We start from the raw sequence: 22,631 nt of genomic DNA on the forward strand, positions 1-22,631 counted from the left end.
GTTTTGAATTGAATATGTGCCGGCACGGAGGCACGGCACCCACCAATATTCCTAATCTTCAATCGAGACTAATTTTGGCAACTGCCATAGCTCACGTAGGATGTGATGAGCGCAGCGAATCGCATCGGTCGAGAAATACCTCGACTGATGCGGTTCACCCGCGCGGATCGCGCGTTCACCGCATCCTACTCTGGAATGAAAGAAATCGGGAAACAAAGTTGTCGTTCCAAGAGAATCTCGGGAGGGAGTTTTCGCAAAAACCTATTCACATGGGGGGCTTTCTTCACAACAGGTGTCTTCTCCATTTTCAAGACGGTCCAGGGCTTCTCTCGCAGCATTTTGCGCGGCTTCTCTCTTATTCCTGCCTGTTCCCAGCCCAGCCATATGGTTTCCCAGGAATACTGCCACGGAAAAGGTCTTCTGATGTTCTTCGCCCCATTGATCTATGACTTCGTACGTGGGAGTGACGCCCATGACTGCCTGAGCCTTTTCCTGAAGAGCGCTCTTGCAGTCGTCGACACCGTCGCGTGTGGAACACCGTTTTATGAGAGGATAGAAGTGCTGCTTGATCATGTCTGAAGCTTTTGTGAATCCGCCGTCCAGAAAGACTGCAGCTATCAGCGCTTCAAGAGTGTCAGCTAGGATGGAGTCTCTATCGCGGCATCCTGACAATTCGTCACCACGGCCCATTCTGATGAACGGTGCGAGGTTCAGTCTTCTCATGAGTTGAGCCAAAGCTGCACGATTCACGAGGCTTGCCCGCTTTTTCTGAAGCTCGCCCTCTTCTGCCTTGGGGAATTCTCTGTACAGGATCTCGGCTATCACAAGCCCGAGTACCGCGTCGCCGAGAAATTCGAGACGTTCGTTGTGGCGGATACAGAATCCGCGGTTCTCATGCCAAAAGCTGCGCCTTGTGAGTGCGGCCAGGAGATGCCCGTTATTGTTGAAGGCATGCCCGAGAATCAGCTCTATTTCTTGCTGCTCTGTCGCGGAAAGTACGGTCATGTCAAATTCTTTAGAGCCGTCGCCAAATCCTGCAGGTGAGAATGCGCGGTAAGATCGTAAAACAGTGGAGTTATCGAAACAAAGCCATCGTTGAGTGCAGTTGCATCCAGAGAATCGTCCGATTCTTCGATGGGGACCTCTCCCGAGAGCCAATAATAACGGTTGCCTCTGGGATCTTCTCTTTCTTCAAAGGATTCACGCATTTTTGCGAGACGCTGTCGTGTCAGTTTATATCCTCTCAGCGCTTCAGGCGGAATAGCCGGGATATTAACGTTCAGGGCGACTCCCGGGGGAAGTCCGAACTTGAGCAGCCAGAGGGCGAGCCTTTCAACGTGAGGCACCACCCATTGAAACGGCGGATTCTTCTTCTGTGCAAGGGATACCGCCATGGCCGGTACCCCGAGAATTGCCGCTTCAGTTGCCGCAGAAACAGTCCCTGAATACAAAACGTTTATGCCTACATTGGCACCGTTGTTGATCCCCGAAATCACCAGATCCGGTACTCGCGGCAACAACGAATGTATTGCCAATTTCACCGAATCCGCGGGAGTTCCGCTTATCCCATACCCGTAGAATGATCCGTTCTTGGAGATCTCGTGAGCCTTGATCGGATCGTACAGCGTAATGGAGTGGCCCACGGCACTTTGCTCGGCTTCCGGGGCCACTACCCAATACTCTCCTACGTGTTCCATGGCAATTGTGAGGTATCTGATTCCCTCTGCATGAATGCCATCGTCATTGGTTAACAGAATAAGCGGTCGGTTCGCTGTCATCCCAGATCTTCACACGCTTTGCGGAGCCGTTCCAGGCCCTTTTGTATTTTTTCTTCCGACGTGCAGAAGGAAAGACGGATGTGATCTTCCGAACCGAAAGGACCGCCCGGAACGCAAGCCAAATGATACTGTTCCAAGAGGAAACTCGAGAAATCCATCGAATTCTGAATACCTCTTTTTCCATAGAAGCTGGACACATTCACGAATACATAAAGGGCGCCATCGGGTGTCACGGCACTCAATCCGGGGATCTGCCCAAGCTCTCTCATGAAGAGATCTCTCCGGGCATGAAATACTGCCCTCATACGCCCCACTTCCTCCTGCGGCCCCATAAGAGCCTCAACTGCCGCAGCCTGCGCGGTATTGTTGGGGTTGGAGGTGGATTGGCTCTGAATGTCCGTAACTGACCTTACCAGTGCAGAATTCAGGGATGCCATGTAGCCGATACGGAATCCCGTCATTGCGTACGACTTGGATACGCCGTTCACCAGTACGGTTCTCTCTTTCATTCCGGGCAATGAAGCAAACGAAACAGCCGAATTCCCGCTGTAGATCAGCTTGTCATAAATCTCATCGGAGATGACCAGAAGATCGTGCTTTTCCGCCAACGCTGCTATTCCTTCAAGGATTTCCCGGGGGTACACCACCCCTGTGGGGTTCGAAGGAGAATTGAGAAGTATCGCTTTTGTGTTCCCGGTAATCCGTTTTTCGATTTCCGATAAGCGAGGCACAAACCGATCGCTTTCCTCACTCGGTACGATTACTGCCGTCCCTCCTGCCAAAGCGACCATTTCCGGATACGACACCCAGTACGGAGCGTTTACCAGTACTTCGTCGCCCTGGTCGACCAAAGCCTGAAATATATTGTACAGGGTATGCTTGGCTCCGCAGGAGACCACGATATCCGCCGGCTTGTATTCCAGACCGTAATCCTCGGAAAATCTGTGACATACCGCCTTCTTGAGTTCCGGAATCCCGCCCACGGGAGTGTAAAACGTTTCTCCGCGGTCCAGGGAACGCTTTGCAGCCTCCCTGATGTGTATGGGTGTAGGAAAATCCGGTTCTCCGGCTCCAAAACCGACCACATCAACTCCCTGGCTCTTAAGTTCTTTCTCTTTTGCCGAAATGGCAAGAGTTGCGGACGGTTTGAGTTCATTTGCTCTTTTGGAGAGGATTTTGATCATAGAAAAACTCCTGGATCGTGATCAATGATTCCGTATATTCGGAAACTTCTTCTTCAGAACGTTTAAGACATAGTCGGGGACGAGACCTTCAGGCGACCCTCCGGCCATCACCGTTGCTTTGATAATGCGGGAGCTCACGTACAAATACCTGTGGGCTGTCATCAAGAAGAACGTCTCGATTTTTCGACTCAGTTTGCGATTCATGAGAGCGAGCTGGAATTCATACTCAAAATCCGAGACAGCTCTCAATCCGCGTATAATCGCGTGAGCCCCGGTCGATTCGGTGTAACGGACCAGTAGACCGTCGAACGCTTCGCAGGATATCCTCGGATCGCCCTGGACGCTGTTGCGGATCATATCCAGCCGTTCCTCAAGAGTGAACACGATTTCCTTCTCGGGGTTAATTCCAAGCGCCACAATCACTCGGTCAAACGTACATAAAGCTCTTCTAATAATCTCCAGATGACCGTTGTGAAACGGATCGAATGTCCCTGGATATACGGCGATTTTTTCGCACATGGTATAACTCTCGTAAAAGAAATTACCGAGAATCTCTGAATTCAAAGATCTCTATCAGTGTTCCGCCATATTTTCGTGAAAACCTCTTGTCAAATCCCGAAGGAGCTTCCAAGGGGGTTGCTTTAGAGTCTCTCTCGACAATGAGGAGACAACGGGGTTCAAGGACGTCAATCAAAGCCGATTGAAAAACAATCTTCTCGACCCATTCGGATTCGTACGGGGGATCGAGAAAAACCACATGGAATCTTTCGGCCTGTTGCACCAGCCTCTTCAGAGCTGTCGGAACGTCCGCGTTAATTATCCGGATCTGATGCCCGAGACCGAGTGATTCAGTATTGGCCTTTAGAGTTTCGGCTACGCGACGATCTTTGTCAACGAATGTGACATATTGGGCACCCCTGCTGAGCGCCTCAAATCCGAATGCCCCGGTACCTGCAAACAGGTCCAGGATGCGCGAGCCTTCAACTGCGGGTCCGAGAGTGCTGAACAACGCCTCGCGGACACGATCCAAGGTAGGACGAACACCTTTTATACGAGGTGAAACTAACCGAAGACCCTTGAAACGGCCGGCAATGATTCTCATATTCCAAAAAACATCCTATAACCTGTTTTGCACGATGGTTCAAGGGGCCACCCATCGAACGGCGAATTTTTTCTCAATCTGCTCCTCGTTCGAGCATGCATTCACGTCTTCACATACTACACATCCGGTGCATATGATACTATTCGACTAATACACGTTTGAAAAGGAGTCGGGAATGCTAGCCGAAATTAGTGTTTTTCCCTTGGACAAGGGGTCGAGCGGTCTCGGGACATACGTTGCGGAAGCCGTAAAAGTGATTCGGGAAAGCGGTCTCGATTATGAATTGCATGCATTGGGCACTCTGGTGGAAGGCCCTCCGGAAAAGATCTGGGAGATCATCCGAAAATGTCATGAGGTGGTAGCTGCGCACAGCGACCGGGTGATGATGAACATAAAAATTGACGACCGCAAAGACCGTCAGTCTGCCATAAAGGCAAAGGTAAAATCCGTCGTGGACAAGCTTTAGGAGAGTATTCAGACAACTCAGAGCAATATGACAACAGCGAACAAAAATGGCACAAAAACGAAGCATGATTCATCTGCACCACAATACTCCACGGATCGTGAAATTCTGGAAATCGTGGATGCTAAAGATCGCGTGATCGGGACTGCAACCCGCGCCGAAATCCATCGGCTCGGCCTGATTCACAGATCGGTTCACATATTCATATTCAACTCAGCGGGGGAATTGTACATGCAAAGAAGGTCCCCCGCTAAAGACAGGCACCCTTCCAAACTGGATTCTTCCGCCGCGGGACATGTGGATCCGGGCGAAACGTACCAACAGACCGCAGCGCGGGAACTGGGCGAGGAACTGGGTATTACCTGCGATTTGCAGGAAATCTTGCGAGTGCATGCATGTCCTGAAACAGATAACGAGCATGTGGTCCTTTTCGCAGGTACAACCGACCGGGAGCCGAAGCCCGATCCTGATGAAATCCAGTGGGGAGCATTCATGAAGACAGAGGATGTTTGCTCGCTCATGAAACAAAATCCTAAAGATTTCGTACCCGCGTTTATTTTGCTCTGGAACAGATTTGAGAGGAAATCCGGATGAGGGCTGTAATTCAGCGAGTCTCACGAGCGAGTGTATCTGTGGGAGGTCAGATTGTCGGCGAAATAGGTTCCGGAATGCTGGTTCTCTTGGCTGCAGCCAGGACTGACGGGCCGGAGCAGGTCGCGTGGATGGCGGAGAAGATTCCCGGTTTGCGCATATTTCCCGATAGCGACGACAAATTGAATCTCAGCCTGGGACAGGTTGGAGGCTCCATTCTTGTTGTATCGCAGTTCACATTGTACGGAGATTGCCGAAAAGGAAAAAGACCTTCGTACGCTGCTTCGGCTTCACCGGATGAAGCTTCGGTTCTGTACGAGAGTTTTGTATCCAGACTGCGCTCGATGGGGTTGCATGTCGAGCAGGGTGTGTTCGGCGAAATGATGCAGGTTGAACTGGTGAACGATGGACCTGTGACGCTGATCGTGGATTCGCCGTGAAGTTGAGGTGGGGTTCGTGGAGGAACTTCTTATACTCATTTGCATTCAAAGAGATAAAATCTGGGAAACCCTTCTTGTAAGAAGTGTTTCCCAGACCCTTCCCAAGAACTTTCAATATTCGCCCAAGCCCATGGTTTTTCTATTGAAAAACTATGGGCTTGGGCGAGTGCTGAAAGTTTTTTGGAGGGTTCGGGAACCTTTTTTACAAAAAAGGTTCCCGGATATTACTGCTTTGAAAGCACATTGATTTAACCAAGAAGTTCCTCCCCGATTTTCCTTTACTTCCACCCTGTTGCCTTGAAAAAGGTGTAGCAGAATACTCCATTTTGTTCTGCAGTCGCATAGAGATCTGCGATTCCCTTATCCCACTCTGCTTTTGAGATGAGTTTGCGCTCCAGGGCTGTTGCTTCCACACCTTCCACCATTGCCGTAAACGTCTTCCTGGTAAAACCGTCTACTAATTCGGGTTTGCTCGAATCCGCGTAGACCATCCGTGGATCCACACTAACGTTCTTGTACCCTGCCGCGGTGAGGAGCGGATACAATTGTCTCCCGATAAGCGAGTTGCCTCCCAATGCCGACTGAGCATCCACCAAACACTGAATGGCTTTCTTGGCATAGAGGCTGTCCGGATGGAAATACGCGGAACCGTGGTCGCCTTCTATCACAGTGATCGTTCCTTGCTCTTTCAATACATTCTTCAACACAGCAAGGGCACGTTGCGGGTCCGGGAGGTGCTCGAGGACAAAACACACAAAGATATGGTCGAACGATTCTTCTGCAAACGGCAGGTCGAACAGGTTAGCCTGTTGAAACGAAACATTGCGGAAACCGCGCTCAAGAATTTTGCTCTGCGCCTCTGCGAGCGACACTTCCGACATGTCGATTGACGTGAAATTCGCCTCCGGACTGTTCGCCGCCAGAAAGATTGTTTGCGAACCGACACCACATCCGACTTCGAGTACGTTACTGCCCGGATCGTATTGTGTGTCATGATGAAGCAGAGAAGCGAGGGTATTTGCCTGATCCGACAGGCGATCCGTCTCCCTTCCGGAATAACCGTGAACGTATTTCATCTCGTCCCTCTATTCTTGGATTTTCGTTTTCGGAATCCCGCAAGTAATATCAATTTGCGTTCAAAATCCCCCCATTCCCCCCTTTAATAAAGGGGGGGTAGAGGGGATTTTTGTTTAACTTTGAAAGCAACCTGATCCTATCTTCTCGAGTGCACAACAGTATTTATCCTGGTGCGGACTCCATCAATTTCCAGGAAAAAGTCCCCTTCATCTCCCGCAACTATGTGCTCGGATATTTGATAGTACGCCGATCTTGAAAATCTGGCCCGGAATTCACCATTCTTCACGTGACAATACGGGACGTTGTCATTTCCGATCCAGAATTCTTCAGGATTGAGGATCTCTACGGTTCCGTCGTTCAGGACCAGGACAATGCGACCGTCCCCGTCCATGGACGCACGCACGATCACGAATGGAGCATCTTCAACTTCAACCCTGCAGACTTCACGTCCCAAACGGACCTGGTATCCGCCATCGGGTAGCTTTTCCAGCATCTGATTGAACTGCTTGTAAATCTCCGGATGAATGATTTCCGCCCCGTTTTGGAACCATCTGCCGTCTTTATCTATAACGAGTTTAAGATACGGAGTCGCATCGAACACTTCTCCGTTTTCCGCTTCAGACATTCTGCCTCCTGATGGCATTGTATCAAAACCCGGAGTGTACTATACATTTTTTGGCAGGATTATGCGAAAGCGGAATTGTATCCAACGTTGGACCGAAGCGACCAACAGTCAACCGTGTCGCGTCACGTGCAGACACATCTTCAATATGATCAATGATATCGATATAATAGACCGGTAGAGAGAGACTATCTCAAGAGTCGAAATTTACCTCAGATCGTGGCACGACATCCTTCTTCCCGGCGCTGAATTACCGGGCTATTATCCCACGTCCCTCTGGGACGTCAGCTTCCTGAGCCTCGAAGGGGCGACAGAAAATAGCCCGGTGCTTCAGCGCCGGGTGGTCAGCGTGGCACGATTCTGAACGTCAATACAGTTTTGAGACACTTTCCTAGTATCCGCCTCAAAAAGGGTAGGCACTAGGCCTACCCCTACAAAGATGGCGAATCGTGCCACGATTTGTATATTTTGGATAATTTTGAGGCGGCTTCGGGACGCCGGTCCCCACCAACATCTTGTATTGGAGCCTGGGATAAACGTCAGAATTCTTGGCTATCGCTCTAAGAAAGCGATCTCGGACAGAGTTTTTCCATGCGCATGATGACAGGATTCATGTCTGTAACTTCCTCATGGGCTTTCATACGTATGACTCCGTACCCCTTTTGGCGATAGCGCTCGTCATCGTGCATGACAATTGCCCGGGGGATGAACTTCAACTGATACCCCGCGTCGAAAAGCCTTTTCGAAAATGAGACATCCTCACCCTGGTAGAAACCGAGGTGATCGTCCCAGCACTGATCCACAAAAACATAGTCTTTATATATTCCGTACCCGCCGGTCATATACTGACATTTGTCGAACACTTCGTGGTACGTCTTGAGAAATGTATAGTTTTCAATGAGGCTCACCCAATCGCAATAACGAGAAAGATCGGGATTCAGGATTATTCCTGTGGCAAGATCGAAATCACCGTCCACTTCAAGCACAGCCTGCGCCCACCTCGGGTGAAGCAAAAAGTCGTCATCCAGGCATACAAATTTGTTGAAGCTTGCATTTCGTGCGAGCACGTTGCGCATGGCTCCAAGTCGCCCTTCGGCTGCAGCCTGATCCATGGAGAACGTTCGGGTATCCGGGCCTGTCAATATGCCGTCCACACATCCGGCAACCAGTATTTCATATTGGTCCACCGCCAGATTTTGCATCCGGATGCTTTCCATCAGTCGTGCAATTTTATCGTTACGTTTACCGTTCGTGATTATTCCGAAGCTGAAGCCCTGAGGTTTGAACGACTCTTTTGTCCTGCATGCAATTGTCGGTGGCAGTGCTTTTCCAAATTGATTCAGCAAGTCGATACGTTGACTGAGCGTGAGAATTTCCAGGCGGTGAATCGCAGCGATATTGTCCAGCACCTCATTCCTGAGAATATCGATTTCCTGTTTCAAGAGCACGATTTCCCGTTCGCTCGAGCCTTGCAGATCGCTTCGCAGAATCTCTATTTCCTGTTTGGCTGAGCTCACACCGCCCACTTTCAGAGCATGCAATTCGGCCTTCAGTCTGATTACTTCCTGTCTCAGGTATTCCATATCTCCGTTCGCCCCTGGAGCAAACACCTTAGCCACATAAGAGCCTATTTTAGAAAACCACTTTTCAGCAGTCATTTTTCGATCTCCCGGACATCCATCGTCCAATCAACGTGAAATTCCCGACAATACGGGAGCAATTTTGTCATTTTCAAGCAGGTCATATCCCGGGAACTCGGCGAAATCGTATGACCCAACCCTTAATGATAAGTAACACTTGTTCTTACTTCAAGTCCATTTGTGCAGTTAGGAAACCACATTTTCACAAAAAGAGTCCAACCTGAGCTTCAATTGCCGTTTCTCCTGCTCATTCAGATGATATGCCACAAGCAATTCATCCTGGATATCACGGCAGATTTTTTTCACAAGCTCATTCCGTTCTTTGCCTTCTATTCCATAGGTTCGGCAGAAACCATCCATAGTGGGGGGGATCAGCGCAATTCCCCGAACACTGACTTTTTCTTGCTGAAACTTCCAATAAAGCGCCCGTAATTCTTCACAATCGCTTTCTGTGAGACCGGGATTGCACGCTGTTAAATTCCTGGTGCTCGTACGAATTGCGGTCTGAAGTTGCGCATCGTAATTCTTGACTGACGCCTGGTCCCCATCCGAGTTCATCCTGTAAAGATACTGCACTTCAGGAACAATCGACGTATTGCGTGCGCCGGAAATACGAGACCAGAGGTCGAAATCCTGAGCGTACAACAGATTCTCGTCGTACATTCCTGCGGCCATTGCAGCGGCCTTTCTAAACATCATGGTCCCGTGGCCGTACACATTATGGAATTGGAGTCTCCACAATCTGTAGAGAGGATCGACAATCAGAGTTTTACGTTCGATCAGATTGTCGTTCGCATCGACCATATCGAAAAACGTTCCGACAAGATCCACGCAGGGGTGAGCATCAAACTCCGCTACCTGCTGTTTCAACCGATCCGGAAGACTCACATCGTCTGCATCCATGCGAGCAATGAACTCTCCGGACGCGAGCGCAATTCCTTTATTCAACGAACGGGTAAGGCCGATATTGTCGTGTCGATGGATTCTAATTCTGGAGTCTCTGAATCGATCAAGCGCATCGAGAGGACCTGTGGAACCGTCATCGATGATCAGGAATTCGAAATCGTCGTATGTCTGCTCAAGAATGCTTTCTACTGCACGAGCCAAATAACCATGATCGTTATACACGGACATCAATACGGTTATTTTCGGCTGCTTCATCGTCATAGTCTTATGAGTGCATCATTTCCGATACAGGAAACCTGTTGCAGAGTAACCCTTCAGTTGAGCAAGGCATTAGATGAATGCCCCGATGGGGCAACCCAATGATAGCCGTGGGTGTCAACCCACGGAAAAAATGCGCCAAACCCTTTGGTCTTACGGACCCTGAAAGGGTCTCCCAATAGATTGGAGAATCTTGCACGCTCTTCGGGTGACCCCTCCGGGGTCGTTCATCAGGAAATATAGACGTGCTTCTCCACGGGTCTGCACCCGTGGCTACAGTTGGATCGCCCTTCCTGGGCTCTAGACTACCTCTTCCCACGGACAGTTGAATGATTATGCAGTCTCGTGATTTCCGGATCGATCTCATGCGCTGCATGCTCCTCACGCTTTCGCGATGGCTTGTCTTAGTACCGCCATCTCGAGCTTCACAATGTTGTCCAGGGAAAAACGCTCCATTACGGTCGTTCGGGCATTTCGTCCCAGGTTAAGTCGCAATTCCGCGTCTTGAATGAGATCCCGGATTGCAGCATGAAGACTCTTTGAATCCGTACCGCTCAGATACCCGTTGAATCCGTGAGAGATGATTTCTCTGATGCCGGGTGAATCGCCGCCAATTACGGGTAATCCGCATGACATTGCTTCGATAAGCGTTTTGGGGTGGCCTTCGTACAGGGAAGGAAGGATAAATATTTGAGACCGGTTGAAGAAATCCGGCAACTGCATGTTCGGAATATTGCCTTCCCACGAAACGCGGCCGTCAAGATGGGAGAAGCGCTTTTGCAGGCCGGGACGAAGCCGCCCTTCTCCTATGAGGGTAAGTGTCACGGGTAAATCCGACACAGCTTCCAGCAGGGCTTCCAAGTTCTTTTCCGGCGCGATTCGTCCGACGAAAACCAACGAGTTTTCAATCCGATGCGATTCCTGGGGACGAAAGACATCCGTGTCGACGTAATTGGGAATCACGCATGTTTTCGGCGATGCTTCCGGGATTCGCTGTGCGATGTCGGCTGCCATTACTTCAGTGGTTACCACTACCTTTTCTGCCGCGCGAAAAACCGTTTCTTCGACACTCCTCGCTTGAACCGCTTCAGGCGAATCGTACCCGAACTCACGCTGCCAGTTGAAGGACCACATATACCCGCACCGCGCAACGAGCGGTTTTCCGAACATTTTCGCCGCTTGAAGAGCGAACTGAGCACCATTGGTTTGATTGGTCTTGATCACGTCGCAATCGGCAAGCGCTTTACTGTGTATCGACAGGAGCTCGCTTTCGTACTGCTCCCATGGGAGCCCGGTTTCATTGCACAAAATCCGGATGCCCCCAAGCTCTTCAGTGTACTGGACATCCGACGCATCGCCGTACGTGAGAAACGATACGTTGAAATCATGTTCCATGAGCCTGCGATAAATGGCTATTTCTCTCTGAAGCATGCCCATCATGCCCCACGTACGAAGGGACACTCCCCGGGTGAAGAAAAGCACCAGATTCGTGCTCATCGAACCGCTTCCTCGACCAACGCCAAGTACTTCCTTGTCACGTCCTCCAGGGTTGAAACGGTGATAAGTCTCTGGAAGGTCTCGTAATCCTCCACAAGCTTTTCAAGCTGCGGAAAAATTTCTTCTTCGTGCTCGAAAGGCAAACCGCCGCACGCAACCAGTTCCGGGTGGCCTCCATCGTTCACGTACAGGGCCGGCAACCCGCATGCAAGAGCTTCTATCAACGCGTTGGAACACGGGTCGTTTCTGCTCGCCGTGATGTATATATCGTGCTGGCGAAGCAAATCTGACAAGTCTTCAGAAGAAACCGGAGGAATATGTTTGACCCGATCGAACTGCTCGGACACATTTCCCACGAAAGTGAACTCATAACGGTCCCAGTCGAGATTCTTCTCGATCCATTTGTACACGGGACCGCCTTTTCTGGGGTTGTTCGACCAGCTCGTCGCTATGAGGCGAATTTTTCGTTTGCGGTCGAAAGGTATGCGTCCGTCAGCGTGAAAAATGGAAGAATCCACCGCATTGTGAATGATAACCGGTTTCACCGGCTGGTAGCCTGTTTCCACTATTTTCTGGTACGTCCATGCAGATTGGAGAACCGTCCCCGATGCAAATTGCGCGTTCAGGTTATAGGTCAATTCGTCCTTTTCCCTGTCGTACCCGCGAATAAGGTGGATAGGGCCGTCTATCCTGTGGACCACATTTAATCGATGCTTTTTGCTGAACTCAAGGAATCGATCCACGTCGAAATGTATGGAGTTGAGCACATACGCGTCAATGCCGTCGTGCAATTCGTTTTCGCGGACATCCAGGTCCAATGCCTCAAACCCTTTCCGCAGTGCGAGCATGAACTGATTGCCGCCACCGTACGGCGGTTTGAAGAAACTGTGCCAGAGCCCCACCGTCAATTTGCTGGGTCGAGCACCCGGAGTCTTCTCAAAAGATGTCTTGGCCAATGCCGCTCCTGTGAATGGTTTGATAGAATCGACTTTTTCATAGACCGACTGGAAGAGATGCGTGACTGATCCGGGAGTGTGTCGTTCCTGAACTCGCGATGCATGCGCTTCGATTGACCGGCCAAGCACGTTCTCAGAAATATCCCGTTCTATGATGCGCACTGCATCGGGTGGTGTTCGGTACAGGCACTCGTGTTCGAGGATGTCCGGCGCCATTCCCACGTGAGTGCTGACGATCTTGCAGCGTGCCGCAGCCGCTTCCAGGATCGCATGGGGTCCTCCCTCGGATCTGCTGCCTACAACGTACAGGTCGATGATGTTATACAAAACGTTCAGGACAGATCGTGGCAACGAATTGGTCTGCAAATCGTCACCCTCAGTTTGTTCACCCAGGTACGTGAACGGAAGCCCTTCCTCTGTTAGTCTCTTGACGATCCAATTACGTCGCGGGCCGGCCAGAACCGTATGAGCCTTGATGCCGCGTTTGCGGAGTCCCAATAAAATTTCCAGCAACACGTCAGGCCCTTTTACCAATTTCGGGCTTTTGAGATCCGAACCTTCCGTATCCCGTTGAAAGCTGCCGATGAGATAAACGTCATCCGGAATGTGCCACCGGGATTTCAGTTCGCGTATTTCCGAAGCATCTCTTTCCAGTGGCTTGAACGTGTTCACGTCCACCACGTACGGGATGAGGTCGGATTCGATGCCAAGTGATTTGAACTGTTCCTGAGCCTGCTTCGATCGAGTGATCCATGAGCCCACAATCGATAAAGCTTTTCTATGCTCCGGCACTGTCATGTAGCGAAGCGGTTCTCCGGGGATGTGACAGATGATTCTCTTTCCGGAAAGCTTTTTCAAAGGCCATATGAGCAGCCCGTACCACCAGACTGCGTGCACGATTTCCGATTCCGGAAGGTCAACCAGTTCGACTACCTGGGACAGTGCTTCCCTCGCAAGCTTCAAATCCTCATCAACAGCCCAGCCGTGCTGATCCCCACCGGTCAGAAATACTTTCGGTTTTGTCATGTTTTCACAGCCTCAATGCCGAAACCCGAAGTATAGTTTTTCAATACGGAGCTTGATTGCGTGAAATTGCGGGAATCCAGCCGCACTGCAATTCCTTTCATGATCCGAACCAGCGCTCCGAGGAGGAAAATCAATCCCGGGCTCCTGAAACGAGCCGCTTTGGCATTCATGTATTCACGAAGCATGTCCACGAGGACACTCCAGAACAGACCTTGTCTCTCAATCTTGATCGGCTCGAATCTGAGAGACTTTAAAACATCCTGCCAATAAGTATCGGTGTACCGACCGAAATCGTACGGATCCCCGTGAATACGGTTCAAGAAAGGAACTGAGATCAAAACAGTCCCATTTCTTTTGAGCACGCGTCTTATTTCCGAAAGCACGTGCACCGGGTCGGGCACATGTTCGAGCATTTCCGAACAAATCACCCCATCGAAAACACCGGTTCCAAACGGGAGCCAGTGAGCGTCAGCTTGCACGTCAGGGTGCTTTGCAGTCGATATATTCGCATACACGACATTCAGTCCGTAGCGCTCGATATCGAATAATCCCCTCTTGCTGGTCCGGTTTCCGGCAAGATCGAGCACGAGCGATCCTTGGGGAAAGATCTGTACGTGTCGTGCGTGGAAATCGTCTACGTAATGACGCCTGAGAGAAAACCCCAGGCTTCCTGCAACGGAGCCGGAATCCACAGAGATCCTCGACACAATACCGTTCATGCCCCTCTTCCCCAATTCCGCAGACTGTACCGGAATTATTCTGTCATACCACTTTGCATTCAAAATCCCCCCGTTCCCCCCTTTATTAAAGGGGGGTAAGAGGGGATTTTCGTCTCACTTTGAAAGCAAATTGGTATCAGTCCTGCGTAAATATCTTTTCACGGGCAACACGGACCCATTCATCGACCGTTATGCCCGTGCGATGCTCACCGGTGGATTTACGAACCCCTCGCCCCAGATGAAGAAAGAAAACGTTCCCCTCATCATCGAACGATCTGTCCACAGGGAGATCCCTGAATGGAGACCCCGGCGATATGCTTTCCACAAGGTGCGGTTCCCACAAAGTATTCGGGCATGCGAAAACCTTGAACCCTGCTTCCCGCAGTCTTGTGGTGACCAGATCTCCCACGTCGAACTCGGGCAATCTCGGGAAAAAATCGAGCTTCAATCTGGCAAACAAACGAAAATCAACCATGTACCCGAGCACGTGCAGAATTCCTTCAGGAGTGCGAGTGCGGTCGAAGCGCACTCCTGCGGCTCCTGTGCCGTCAACCAGTTTTCCCTTGAGGTACGATAACCAGCCTGACCTGCACGGCAGTGTGTCCATGTGCATTGTCATAAGATAGCGTGTCTCCGGATCTATCAGGCGCACCGCAAGTTCCAGTCCTATGGCATTGGCATAGCTTCCCCATTGAAGCTGGCTTCCCGGAACATCGGCTTTTATGGCTTCTTGAGATTCAGGCGGCAACGGTTCCGTACGGTTTAACGCCACATTGATGCCCGATTGTTCTTTGAGCCATTCGACTTGGGATAGAGGCGAATTGTTATCGATAACCCAGACCTCGTGCGGTTCGGGAGTGAATCGGGTAATACCTTCCAAACACACCTTCAATATGGATGCTGCCGCATCGTTCCGAAGATTGGAAACGACAGCCAGGCGAGGAGCGTCCGGAGGCATGGAAATGTTCCTGTACACTTCAACTTGGTAATTCCGACCGTCAATGGGTATATTCATGATCGTCATATTCTGACCGGGAGTTGGGCCTTTACTCTTTTGTATCATCCGGTGAATCGGTTTCCCGATGACCGACGGCCATAATGCTGTCGCACCAGTCCATACGAAATTCACGGCAGACTACTTCCACAATCCACCGTTTCAGAGGATTGTCCGTGAGAGGAAATTTGTTGTATCGGGTCATCAGGTCCACGTGGAATCCTGCACTTCTCAGAAGGCTGTACAGATCGTTCGGCGGCCAGGGAGTAATATGCGTGCAATCCCTTTGGCGAACCGGATGAGCCGCATTCGGAACAGTTACCATTACTTTCCCACCCGGGCGTATTCTCTCGTATGCGGCTTTCATTGTCCTGAAGGCAGTGTCCACCGTCATGTGTTCGAGCACCTGATTAGCCATCATGAAATCGAAAGAGATACCCTCCGGTACATCGGCAAAACTGTGGTAATCGAAATCGCCTGCAGGATCGGTGTCCATGCAGAAATATGCAGCACCTGACGCGACGATTACCTGACGGAAAGGTTTGTGAGCACCGGCGCCGATGTCCAGGACGCGCGAGCCACTGGTGAGCAGTTCCGGTAGTACCTCATGAGGGGACTTGACGGAATAATCCAGAAACGACCCGAATTTTCCGTGGCATTCGGATCGCCACTGCATCAGTTTATTCCAAGAAAATTGACCTTCTACGTCCATGCACCTAAACCTGACCGTCATTGAAGCAAGTACCAACAACGGAATTGGGGAACTCGCAATCAAAGATGCGGATTAGAGAGAACCTTATCCCAGTCTGGCTCTCTGTGAACTACACGAATTAGCTTTCATGAATCCAAATCGGGCGGCACGGAGGCCACCCGCTACAGACTCATAGCAGCCAGCGGAGGGGCTGACCTGCGGAGGCTGCCTCAAAATTCCCGAACGCACAAAAATCGTGCCGCGATTCTCCATCTTCGTAGGGGTAGGCCTAGTGCCTACCCTTATCTGGGCGGACTCGCAGGAGGCTGTCTCAAAAGTCTTGAATGCAGAACAAATCGTGCCACGATTCATCATCCCTGTAGGGGCAGGTCTCGTGCCTGCCCTCCTGCAATGGACCGGCACGGAGGCCGGTCACTACCGGGCACCCACGAGGGGCGCCCCTACTTAGCATCGGAACCGCCCATTCAGCAATTCCATCAAATGTTGTCATTGCGACGAGTCCAGCGATCTCGGGTCTCGCGGGACCTTGCCTGTCTCGCCGGAAACGGAATCCGATTTCTCCGAACACTCATCCTGCAGAATGAACTCCCACTGACATCTGCCGGACACAATCCCTCTCGCTCTACCGGGCCCTGTCACTGCAAAACTGAGGATACCTGCAACCCGCTCCAGAGTCTCAAATGATGCATTATCTCTCGCAGCAAAATGCACTTCGTACGCACCGTTCGATAACTTGTTCTCAGGATACCAGGCTCGGACGAGGTACCTGTTGCACGTTCCCGGCTCCGTCAGTCCGTCCTCTGCCGAAATATTCCACTTGCAGAGTATTCCCGCTGCATTGAGAATACCCAGCGAGAACATCGGCTTTTCCAGCAATCGGTTCAAGCGCAGGTCCACTTCGATTCCGAATGGCTGGCCCGCCTGAATTTCCGTCAGAGTGGAGCCGTCTTCCGCGTAAAGCCGTGCGCCGAAAATGTTCGCCTCTTTCGTTGTAATACGGCTTCTCACCCGATGTTCGAGTCGCCCCTGCTCCGACCTGAAGACCAGCGTTTCGTATGCATTGATCGCTTCCAAGGCTGTTCCCGACGAGATGAGCTCGCCCTGTTCCAGGAGGATACCCCGCTTTGCGACGAATTGGAGCGTCTCCAGACTGTGGCTGACCAGCAAAATGGTAGCTCCGCTTTCTCGCATTTCTTTGACCCGGGCGAGGCTTTTGTTCTGGAATTTCAGGTCTCCCACGGCAAAGGTCTCGTCAATGAGCACCACATCGCTTTCGATGTTTACTGCCACGCCGAATCCCAGCCTGCCAAGCATACCACTGGAATACATGCGCACAGGCTTATCGAACCATTCTCCCAGTTCGGTGAAATCCTCGATATCCGGAAGCTTTGCATCGATTTCCCGCCGCGAAAGTCCCATCACCGCGGCCAGCAGGCGTACATTCTCGCGACCGGTCAATTCCATGTGCAAACCTGCGTTCAGCTCGATCATTGGGAAGATTCTACCGTGAATCTCTACTCTGCCCCGCGTCGGAGCCGTGACTCCGGCCAAGATTTTTAGCAGCGTGCTTTTTCCTGCACCGTTTCTGCCGACTATTCCTACCGTTTCACCCCTGCGGATTTCCAGGTTCAAATCTCTCAGCGCCATGGGACGGCGGTCACCGTTGTACGTCGAGTTTGCTTTCTTGGATCGAATCAGATCCGACAATGTGTGAACAAACTCGGGCAGCGGCAGGCCGTAACGTTTCCAGAGTCCTTCTATCTTGATTACAACGTCTTCGGACATCCTGCCTCACAGTACATCGGCGAAATAGCCGGAAAGTTTTCGGAATACGGGCCAGGCAATCGCCAGGATAACGAGAGTCATCAGCACCGATAACAGAAAAGCCTCACTGGGCGGCGCTGCAGATTTCAGCAGTACGTTGCGGAACCCCTCTATTACTCCAACCATGGGATTCAGCATGTAAATGGATCTCCACTGCTCGGGAACTGTACTCAAAGGATAAATGACAGGAGTGGCGAACAGCCATGCCTGGGTAAGAAACGGTGTGGCGAAAATGAAGTCTTTTCGGAACGTTCCCAAACCGGCGAGGAGTATGCCCACGGAAAACGAGATGATCGTCATCAGTACAATGAGGGCCGGCAACCAGAGAAGATGAATTCCCACAGGGATTTTGAACCAGATCAGCATGCCCGCCAAAATGATGCCGGACATGAAAAAATCGAACAGGGTCGCAGCCACTGAAGCCAGAGGAAATACTTCACGCGGTAAAGCGATCTTTTTGATGACCTCTGCGTTCGTGGTAATACTGGGACCGCATGCAGCCACGGCATTCGTGAAGAACGTCCAGGGTACCAGGCCTGCAAAACTAAAGAGAATGTAGGGAATTCCGTCGCTCGGAATATTGACGAATCCGCGCAGCATATTGAACAGCAGCATCAGAATCAGAGGCTGCAAGAATGCCCACCAGATGCCGAGGGCTGACCTTCGGTACCGGCTTGTTATATCCCTAACTACGAGAGCGTACAGTAATGTTGCGAACCGCGCCCATCTGCGGCTCTTGGGAGACACATTAACGTACACCCCGCGGTTCAATAGTCCCACTTTTGGCAAATCAAGAACTCCAATTTCACGTGATCGACGAAGAGAGCCTGTATCTCAAAAAACAAGGGACCCGCACCGTGCACGAGTCCTTGGAAGCCATTCATTGTGTATCAAATACAAGAGATCGATCTCTCTCATTGTTTCTGACAGACTACGGCCTGTATTTTCTCACGCAGGATTGTGGAGGCAAATAGATCCATTGTCAAGACCATAGCTTGCTGACACAGTCACTACAAACGTACAAAGGTAAGCATTCAGTTGGACTCAACCTCCGCGAAGCGGTTTAGTCCAACTATTAGGTTTGTGAGAATGCGCTTCGCGACTCTCACAAACCTAATAGTTACGCATGGAAAAGGGTTCTATAGCCCCGAAGGGGCTACCCAACAGTAGTCCAGCGGGACGCGGGATGCAAACCCACGGAAGTGATACGGCAAGTCCTTTTGTCTTCAGGACCCTGAAAAGGTCTAACAATGACATTCGAGAATCCTTGCCTTTTGGTCGACCCTTTCAGGGTCGTTGAACCATGCCTGGGCGTGCCGCTGTCCACGGGTTGACCACCCGTGGCTACTATCGGGTCGCCCTTTCAGGGCGCAGAATTTCTAGCGCCCGCTTACAACTGAACGATTGCGCATGAAGTTTTTTCTCATTTGACATAGATGTCCAAGTGTCAGATACTGGGAAGTCATTGTTTTGTTGCGGGGTTTGTGTACATGAAAAAGGTACTGGTGACCGGTGGGGCAGGTTTTATAGGCAGTCATCTGGTTGAGGCTCTTCTCGGTCAAGGTTGCTCTGTTATTTGTCTCGACAACTTTTTCACCGGAAGCATGAAAAACATCATTCCATTTCGGGATAACCCGAATTTCGAATGCATTCGACACGATATAGTTGTCCCGATCCTCCTGGAAGTCGACCAGATCTATCATCTCGCGTGCCCGGCTTCTCCTGTCCATTATCAGGAAAATCCCATCAAGACGCTCAAGACGTCCGTGTTGGGCACTTTGAACATGTTGGGCATTGCCAAGCGAGTGAAGGCTCGCATTCTCCTGGCTTCTACATCGGAGGTGTACGGCGATCCGCAAATACATCCTCAGGTCGAGACCTACAATGGGAACGTAAATCCGGTCGGCCCCAGAGCATGTTACGATGAAGGCAAGCGCGCAGCAGAGACCTTGATGATCGGGTACAGGGATTACAATCACACCAACGTAGCCATCGCGAGAATTTTTAACACGTACGGTCCCCGCATGCTCCCCAATGACGGAAGAGTTGTCAGCAATTTCATCTGTCAGGTGCTCCGCGGAGAGAATATTACCGTATACGGTGATGGAACCCAGACGCGGTCGTTCTGCTACGTCGCAGACATGGTGGATGGTTTGATACGCCTCATGGAAAGCGGTGAATCCGGTCCTATCAATTTGGGCAATCCGTACGAAGTGACGGTTGGAGATTTGGCCGAGAAAATTCGCTGGATGATTCCCGGCACCGGGTCTGAGATCGCTTATAAACAGCTTCCCGAAGACGATCCCCTCAGACGAAAGCCCAATATATCTGTGGCTGAGACGAAACTTGGATGGACACCCAAGGTCCCCCTGGAAACAGGACTGCATTCTACGATAGAGTATTTCCGGGAGGAATTAGGGTCAATTCATGTCAAACGGTAACCAGCGAACCTTCTTGATTCTCCTCGGAACCGCTTTCGGCGGGGCCTTCCTTTATATGGCATTCAAAGATGTGTCATGGCCTGAATTCGTCAACGGTCTCAAACAGGTAAACCCCGTTTATTTCATTCCTTGCACACTGCTCGTTATCGCCATTCAATTCTTCAGGGCGGTTCGCTTCGGCCTAATCCTCAATCCCTTTTGCCCTATGAAAATGAAAGATCTGTGGGATCTGCTCAATATATGGGCGGGAGCGAGCATGATTCTGCCGATACGTCTTGGCGAACTGGTGAGGCCGTATCTCCTGAGACAGCGAGATGCCACATTCTCAAGTGGTTTCGGAGCTGTAATGGTTGAGCGATTTTTCGATCTGTCCGGTCTCGTGCTGCTTCTTGGAGTAGTTCTCTGGAAGAACCCAAAGGCAGACATCTTCTACTCGTACCTCGGGGTCGGTTTGCTCGTGGTGCTCGCGGCCGGTTATCTCGTAGTACTCTTCATACTGGCTCGCAGAGATGCCTTTCAGAGACTTGTGGAAAAATTGCTTTCCTGGTTGCCGGAAAAAGTATCCCTTTTTGTCGGTAAGATTGTCCAACAATTAGTGGATGGATTCGGGATCATGGCGAGCTTCAAGCAAGCAGTGGTTATACTTGCGTGTTCGGTATTGATTTGGATACTTTTTTCTCTGATGACCTATTTGTTCCTTCTGGCATTCGCAGTGGATGCGCCGTTTCTCGTCGCAGTAACTATCCAGGTATTTATCTGTTTTGGAGTAGCCTTACCGTCCGCTCCAGGATTCATAGGCACATTCCATGCAGCTTGTCGTTACGCGCTTGCCATATTCGGCATACAGGCCGTAGTTGCGATCTCATTCGCAACGGTCTACCATTTGTTCTCTCTGGTATCCAATCTCCTCCTGGGATTGTTATCCTATCGCACATGCGATTTCAGATTCGATCAGAGTCTGTTCTCCAAACCGGCGGATTCCGAGGAGCCCGTTCCCGGAACAGATCCCCGGTTGGCAGAATAAAGGCTTACGCCGAGTTTCAAGGACGAACGTAGTGAAGAATTGGTCTGATTTGGACAAACGATATCTTTGGCATCCCTTTACGCAAATGTTGGAGTGGACTGATACGGATCCTCTCGTGATCCAGCGTGGAGAAGGAAATTACCTGATCGACACGGACGGCCGCAGATATCTCGATGGCATTTCGTCACTTTGGGTAAATGTCCACGGACATTGTCGAGACGCGCTGGACAAGGCGATAATCGAACAACTAGGAATAGTGGCTCATTCCACGCTCCTGGGGTTATCCAGTATTCCATCGATTGCGTTGGCCGAGAAGCTGGTGAAGATTGTTCCTGAAGGTCTGACCAGAGTTTTTTATTCCGATTCCGGGTCAACAGCCGTGGAAGTGGCCTTGAAAATGGCTTTCCAGTACTGGCGCAATCTCGGACGGCACACGAAACGAAAGTTCGTGACGCTCGCCGAAGCCTACCACGGAGACACCATAGGATCGGTGAGTCTCGGGCAAATTGACCTGTTTCACAGTATTTTCCAGCCACTCTTATTCCACACGTTTTCTCTTCCGACTCCGTTTCCGTACAGGCACCCGGATCTGAGTCTCGAGGAATGTCGCGACAGATCTTTGGATCATCTGCGGGCGTTGGCAGAGGACCACGCGGAAGAAATAGCAGCGGTGGTTGTCGAACCGCTTGTTCAGGGCGCTGCGGGAATGATCGTTCATCCGCCGGGTTTTCTGAGAGGAGTTGAATCCCTGTGCAGAGAATTCGATATCTTGCTGGTGTGTGACGAGGTGGCAACAGGATTCGGGCGGACAGGAAAGATGTTTGCATGCGAACATGAAGGAGTGCGACCGGATCTCATGTCTGTAGCGAAGGGTCTGTCCGGCGGGTACTTGCCGCTTGCAGCGACACTTGCCACAGAGAAAATTTATGAAGCTTTTCTCGGCGAGTACGCTGAGTACAAGACCTTTTTTCACGGCCACAGCTATACGGGAAATGCTCTGGCGTGTGCTGTTGCCTGCGCGAATCTCGATATTTTCGAGTCTGAGCGAATCCTGGAGCAACTGCAACCCAAGATCGCCCTTTTGCAGGAACTCCTTTCCACTGAAATTGCACCTCTTCCTCATGTGGGTGAAGTGCGTCAATGCGGATTCATGGTGGGAATAGAGATTGTCGAGGACAGCGCTAAGAGACAATCGTACGCTCCCGAATTGCGAACCGGTGCACGAATTACGCAAGACGTACGGAGCCGAGGAGTAATCCTGAGGCCGTTAGGTGACGTAGTTGTGATGATGCCGCCGTTATCCGTTACTCAGGATGAAATTCGCACACTGGTAGCGTCTACCGCGCAATCCATAGCAAAAGTCTGCGGTGCTTAACT

The 22,631-nt window shown here is 50.9% G+C and carries 22 protein-coding genes; 6 read left to right on the forward strand and 16 right to left on the reverse strand.

Annotated elements, in window-relative coordinates:
• Window positions 1-261: 261 nt before the first annotated feature.
• Genes rnc through rsmD form a run of 5 tightly spaced genes read right to left on the reverse strand, consistent with a single transcriptional unit; the run spans window position 262 to window position 4,064 of the window.
• Window positions 262-1,005, reverse strand: coding sequence for a ribonuclease III (gene rnc / locus DESTI_RS18040; RefSeq protein ID WP_014811400.1), 744 nt, complete (start codon window positions 1,003-1,005; stop codon window positions 262-264).
• Window positions 1,002-1,778, reverse strand: a complete 777-nt coding sequence (gene surE, locus DESTI_RS18045) for a 5'/3'-nucleotidase SurE (protein WP_014811401.1) — start codon at window positions 1,776-1,778, stop codon at window positions 1,002-1,004. The genes rnc and surE overlap by 4 nt, the downstream gene beginning before the upstream one ends.
• Complete coding sequence (locus DESTI_RS18050; RefSeq protein ID WP_014811402.1) at window positions 1,775-2,962, reverse strand: pyridoxal phosphate-dependent aminotransferase; 1,188 nt, start codon at window positions 2,960-2,962, stop codon at window positions 1,775-1,777. The genes surE and DESTI_RS18050 overlap by 4 nt, the downstream gene beginning before the upstream one ends.
• 21 nt (window positions 2,963-2,983) lie before the next feature.
• On the reverse strand, window positions 2,984-3,481 hold the full coding sequence (gene coaD, locus DESTI_RS18055) for a pantetheine-phosphate adenylyltransferase (RefSeq protein WP_014811403.1): 498 nt from the start codon (window positions 3,479-3,481) through the stop codon (window positions 2,984-2,986).
• A gap of 22 nt (window positions 3,482-3,503) precedes the next feature.
• Complete coding sequence (rsmD, locus tag DESTI_RS18060; RefSeq protein WP_014811404.1) at window positions 3,504-4,064, reverse strand: 16S rRNA (guanine(966)-N(2))-methyltransferase RsmD; 561 nt, start codon at window positions 4,062-4,064, stop codon at window positions 3,504-3,506.
• A 175-nt stretch (window positions 4,065-4,239) separates the two neighbouring features.
• Here rsmD and DESTI_RS18065 point away from each other — a divergent pair, with 175 nt between their 5' ends.
• Genes DESTI_RS18065 through dtd form a run of 3 tightly spaced genes read left to right on the forward strand, consistent with a single transcriptional unit; the run spans window position 4,240 to window position 5,558 of the window.
• The gene (locus DESTI_RS18065; protein WP_014811405.1) at window positions 4,240-4,530 is read left to right on the forward strand and encodes an MTH1187 family thiamine-binding protein; all 291 of its coding nucleotides are present in this window, start codon (window positions 4,240-4,242) and stop codon (window positions 4,528-4,530) included.
• A gap of 27 nt (window positions 4,531-4,557) precedes the next feature.
• Entirely contained in the window at window positions 4,558-5,121 is a 564-nt protein-coding gene (locus tag DESTI_RS18070) for an NUDIX hydrolase (protein WP_014811406.1), read from the forward strand.
• Window positions 5,118-5,558, forward strand: a complete 441-nt coding sequence (gene dtd, locus DESTI_RS18075) for a D-aminoacyl-tRNA deacylase (protein ID WP_014811407.1) — start codon at window positions 5,118-5,120, stop codon at window positions 5,556-5,558. The genes DESTI_RS18070 and dtd overlap by 4 nt, the downstream gene beginning before the upstream one ends.
• A gap of 278 nt (window positions 5,559-5,836) precedes the next feature.
• Here dtd and DESTI_RS18085 read toward each other — a convergent pair whose 3' ends face one another.
• The 11 genes from DESTI_RS18085 to DESTI_RS18140 all read right to left on the reverse strand — a co-directional run bounded on the left by DESTI_RS18085 (window position 5,837) and on the right by DESTI_RS18140 (window position 18,569).
• Window positions 5,837-6,634, reverse strand: a complete 798-nt coding sequence (locus tag DESTI_RS18085) for a methyltransferase domain-containing protein (RefSeq protein ID WP_014811409.1) — start codon at window positions 6,632-6,634, stop codon at window positions 5,837-5,839.
• A 137-nt stretch (window positions 6,635-6,771) separates the two neighbouring features.
• Complete coding sequence (locus tag DESTI_RS18090) at window positions 6,772-7,260, reverse strand: DUF1285 domain-containing protein (RefSeq protein WP_014811410.1); 489 nt, start codon at window positions 7,258-7,260, stop codon at window positions 6,772-6,774.
• Between the two features lie 557 nt (window positions 7,261-7,817).
• The gene (locus DESTI_RS18095) at window positions 7,818-8,915 is read right to left on the reverse strand and encodes a GlcNAc-transferase family protein (protein WP_014811411.1); all 1,098 of its coding nucleotides are present in this window, start codon (window positions 8,913-8,915) and stop codon (window positions 7,818-7,820) included.
• A gap of 168 nt (window positions 8,916-9,083) precedes the next feature.
• Complete coding sequence (locus tag DESTI_RS29110; RefSeq protein WP_157212200.1) at window positions 9,084-10,058, reverse strand: glycosyltransferase family 2 protein; 975 nt, start codon at window positions 10,056-10,058, stop codon at window positions 9,084-9,086.
• A 384-nt stretch (window positions 10,059-10,442) separates the two neighbouring features.
• Complete coding sequence (locus DESTI_RS29115) at window positions 10,443-11,558, reverse strand: glycosyltransferase family 4 protein (RefSeq protein WP_014811414.1); 1,116 nt, start codon at window positions 11,556-11,558, stop codon at window positions 10,443-10,445.
• A complete protein-coding gene (locus DESTI_RS18110) occupies window positions 11,555-13,540 on the reverse strand; it encodes a glycosyltransferase family 4 protein (protein ID WP_014811415.1) in 1,986 nt (661 codons plus the stop codon). The genes DESTI_RS29115 and DESTI_RS18110 overlap by 4 nt, the downstream gene beginning before the upstream one ends.
• The gene (locus DESTI_RS29120) at window positions 13,537-14,259 is read right to left on the reverse strand and encodes a class I SAM-dependent methyltransferase (protein ID WP_014811416.1); all 723 of its coding nucleotides are present in this window, start codon (window positions 14,257-14,259) and stop codon (window positions 13,537-13,539) included. The genes DESTI_RS18110 and DESTI_RS29120 overlap by 4 nt, the downstream gene beginning before the upstream one ends.
• 136 nt (window positions 14,260-14,395) lie before the next feature.
• Window positions 14,396-15,274: a glycosyltransferase family 2 protein gene (locus DESTI_RS18120; protein ID WP_157212201.1), complete on the reverse strand. Its 879-nt coding sequence runs from the start codon at window positions 15,272-15,274 to the stop codon at window positions 14,396-14,398.
• Window positions 15,275-15,305: 31 nt separating this feature from the next.
• Window positions 15,306-15,929, reverse strand: coding sequence for a class I SAM-dependent methyltransferase (locus tag DESTI_RS18125; protein ID WP_041286312.1), 624 nt, complete (start codon window positions 15,927-15,929; stop codon window positions 15,306-15,308).
• Between the two features lie 522 nt (window positions 15,930-16,451).
• On the reverse strand, window positions 16,452-17,750 hold the full coding sequence (locus DESTI_RS29125; protein WP_014811419.1) for an ABC transporter ATP-binding protein: 1,299 nt from the start codon (window positions 17,748-17,750) through the stop codon (window positions 16,452-16,454).
• A gap of 6 nt (window positions 17,751-17,756) precedes the next feature.
• On the reverse strand, window positions 17,757-18,569 hold the full coding sequence (locus tag DESTI_RS18140) for an ABC transporter permease (protein ID WP_237671498.1): 813 nt from the start codon (window positions 18,567-18,569) through the stop codon (window positions 17,757-17,759).
• A 710-nt stretch (window positions 18,570-19,279) separates the two neighbouring features.
• Here DESTI_RS18140 and DESTI_RS18145 point away from each other — a divergent pair.
• The 3 genes from DESTI_RS18145 to bioA are packed head-to-tail and all read left to right on the forward strand — an operon-like array spanning window position 19,280 to window position 22,629.
• The gene (locus DESTI_RS18145; RefSeq protein ID WP_041287306.1) at window positions 19,280-20,230 is read left to right on the forward strand and encodes a UDP-glucuronic acid decarboxylase family protein; all 951 of its coding nucleotides are present in this window, start codon (window positions 19,280-19,282) and stop codon (window positions 20,228-20,230) included.
• Window positions 20,217-21,254, forward strand: a complete 1,038-nt coding sequence (locus tag DESTI_RS18150; RefSeq protein WP_014811423.1) for a lysylphosphatidylglycerol synthase transmembrane domain-containing protein — start codon at window positions 20,217-20,219, stop codon at window positions 21,252-21,254. The genes DESTI_RS18145 and DESTI_RS18150 overlap by 14 nt, the downstream gene beginning before the upstream one ends.
• 31 nt (window positions 21,255-21,285) lie before the next feature.
• Window positions 21,286-22,629, forward strand: coding sequence for an adenosylmethionine--8-amino-7-oxononanoate transaminase (gene bioA, locus DESTI_RS18155; RefSeq protein ID WP_014811424.1), 1,344 nt, complete (start codon window positions 21,286-21,288; stop codon window positions 22,627-22,629).
• The last annotated feature ends 2 nt before the right edge of the window (window positions 22,630-22,631 follow it).

The sequence above is a fragment of the Desulfomonile tiedjei DSM 6799 genome (genome assembly GCF_000266945.1).
Taxonomy (GTDB): domain Bacteria; phylum Desulfobacterota; class Desulfomonilia; order Desulfomonilales; family Desulfomonilaceae; genus Desulfomonile; species Desulfomonile tiedjei.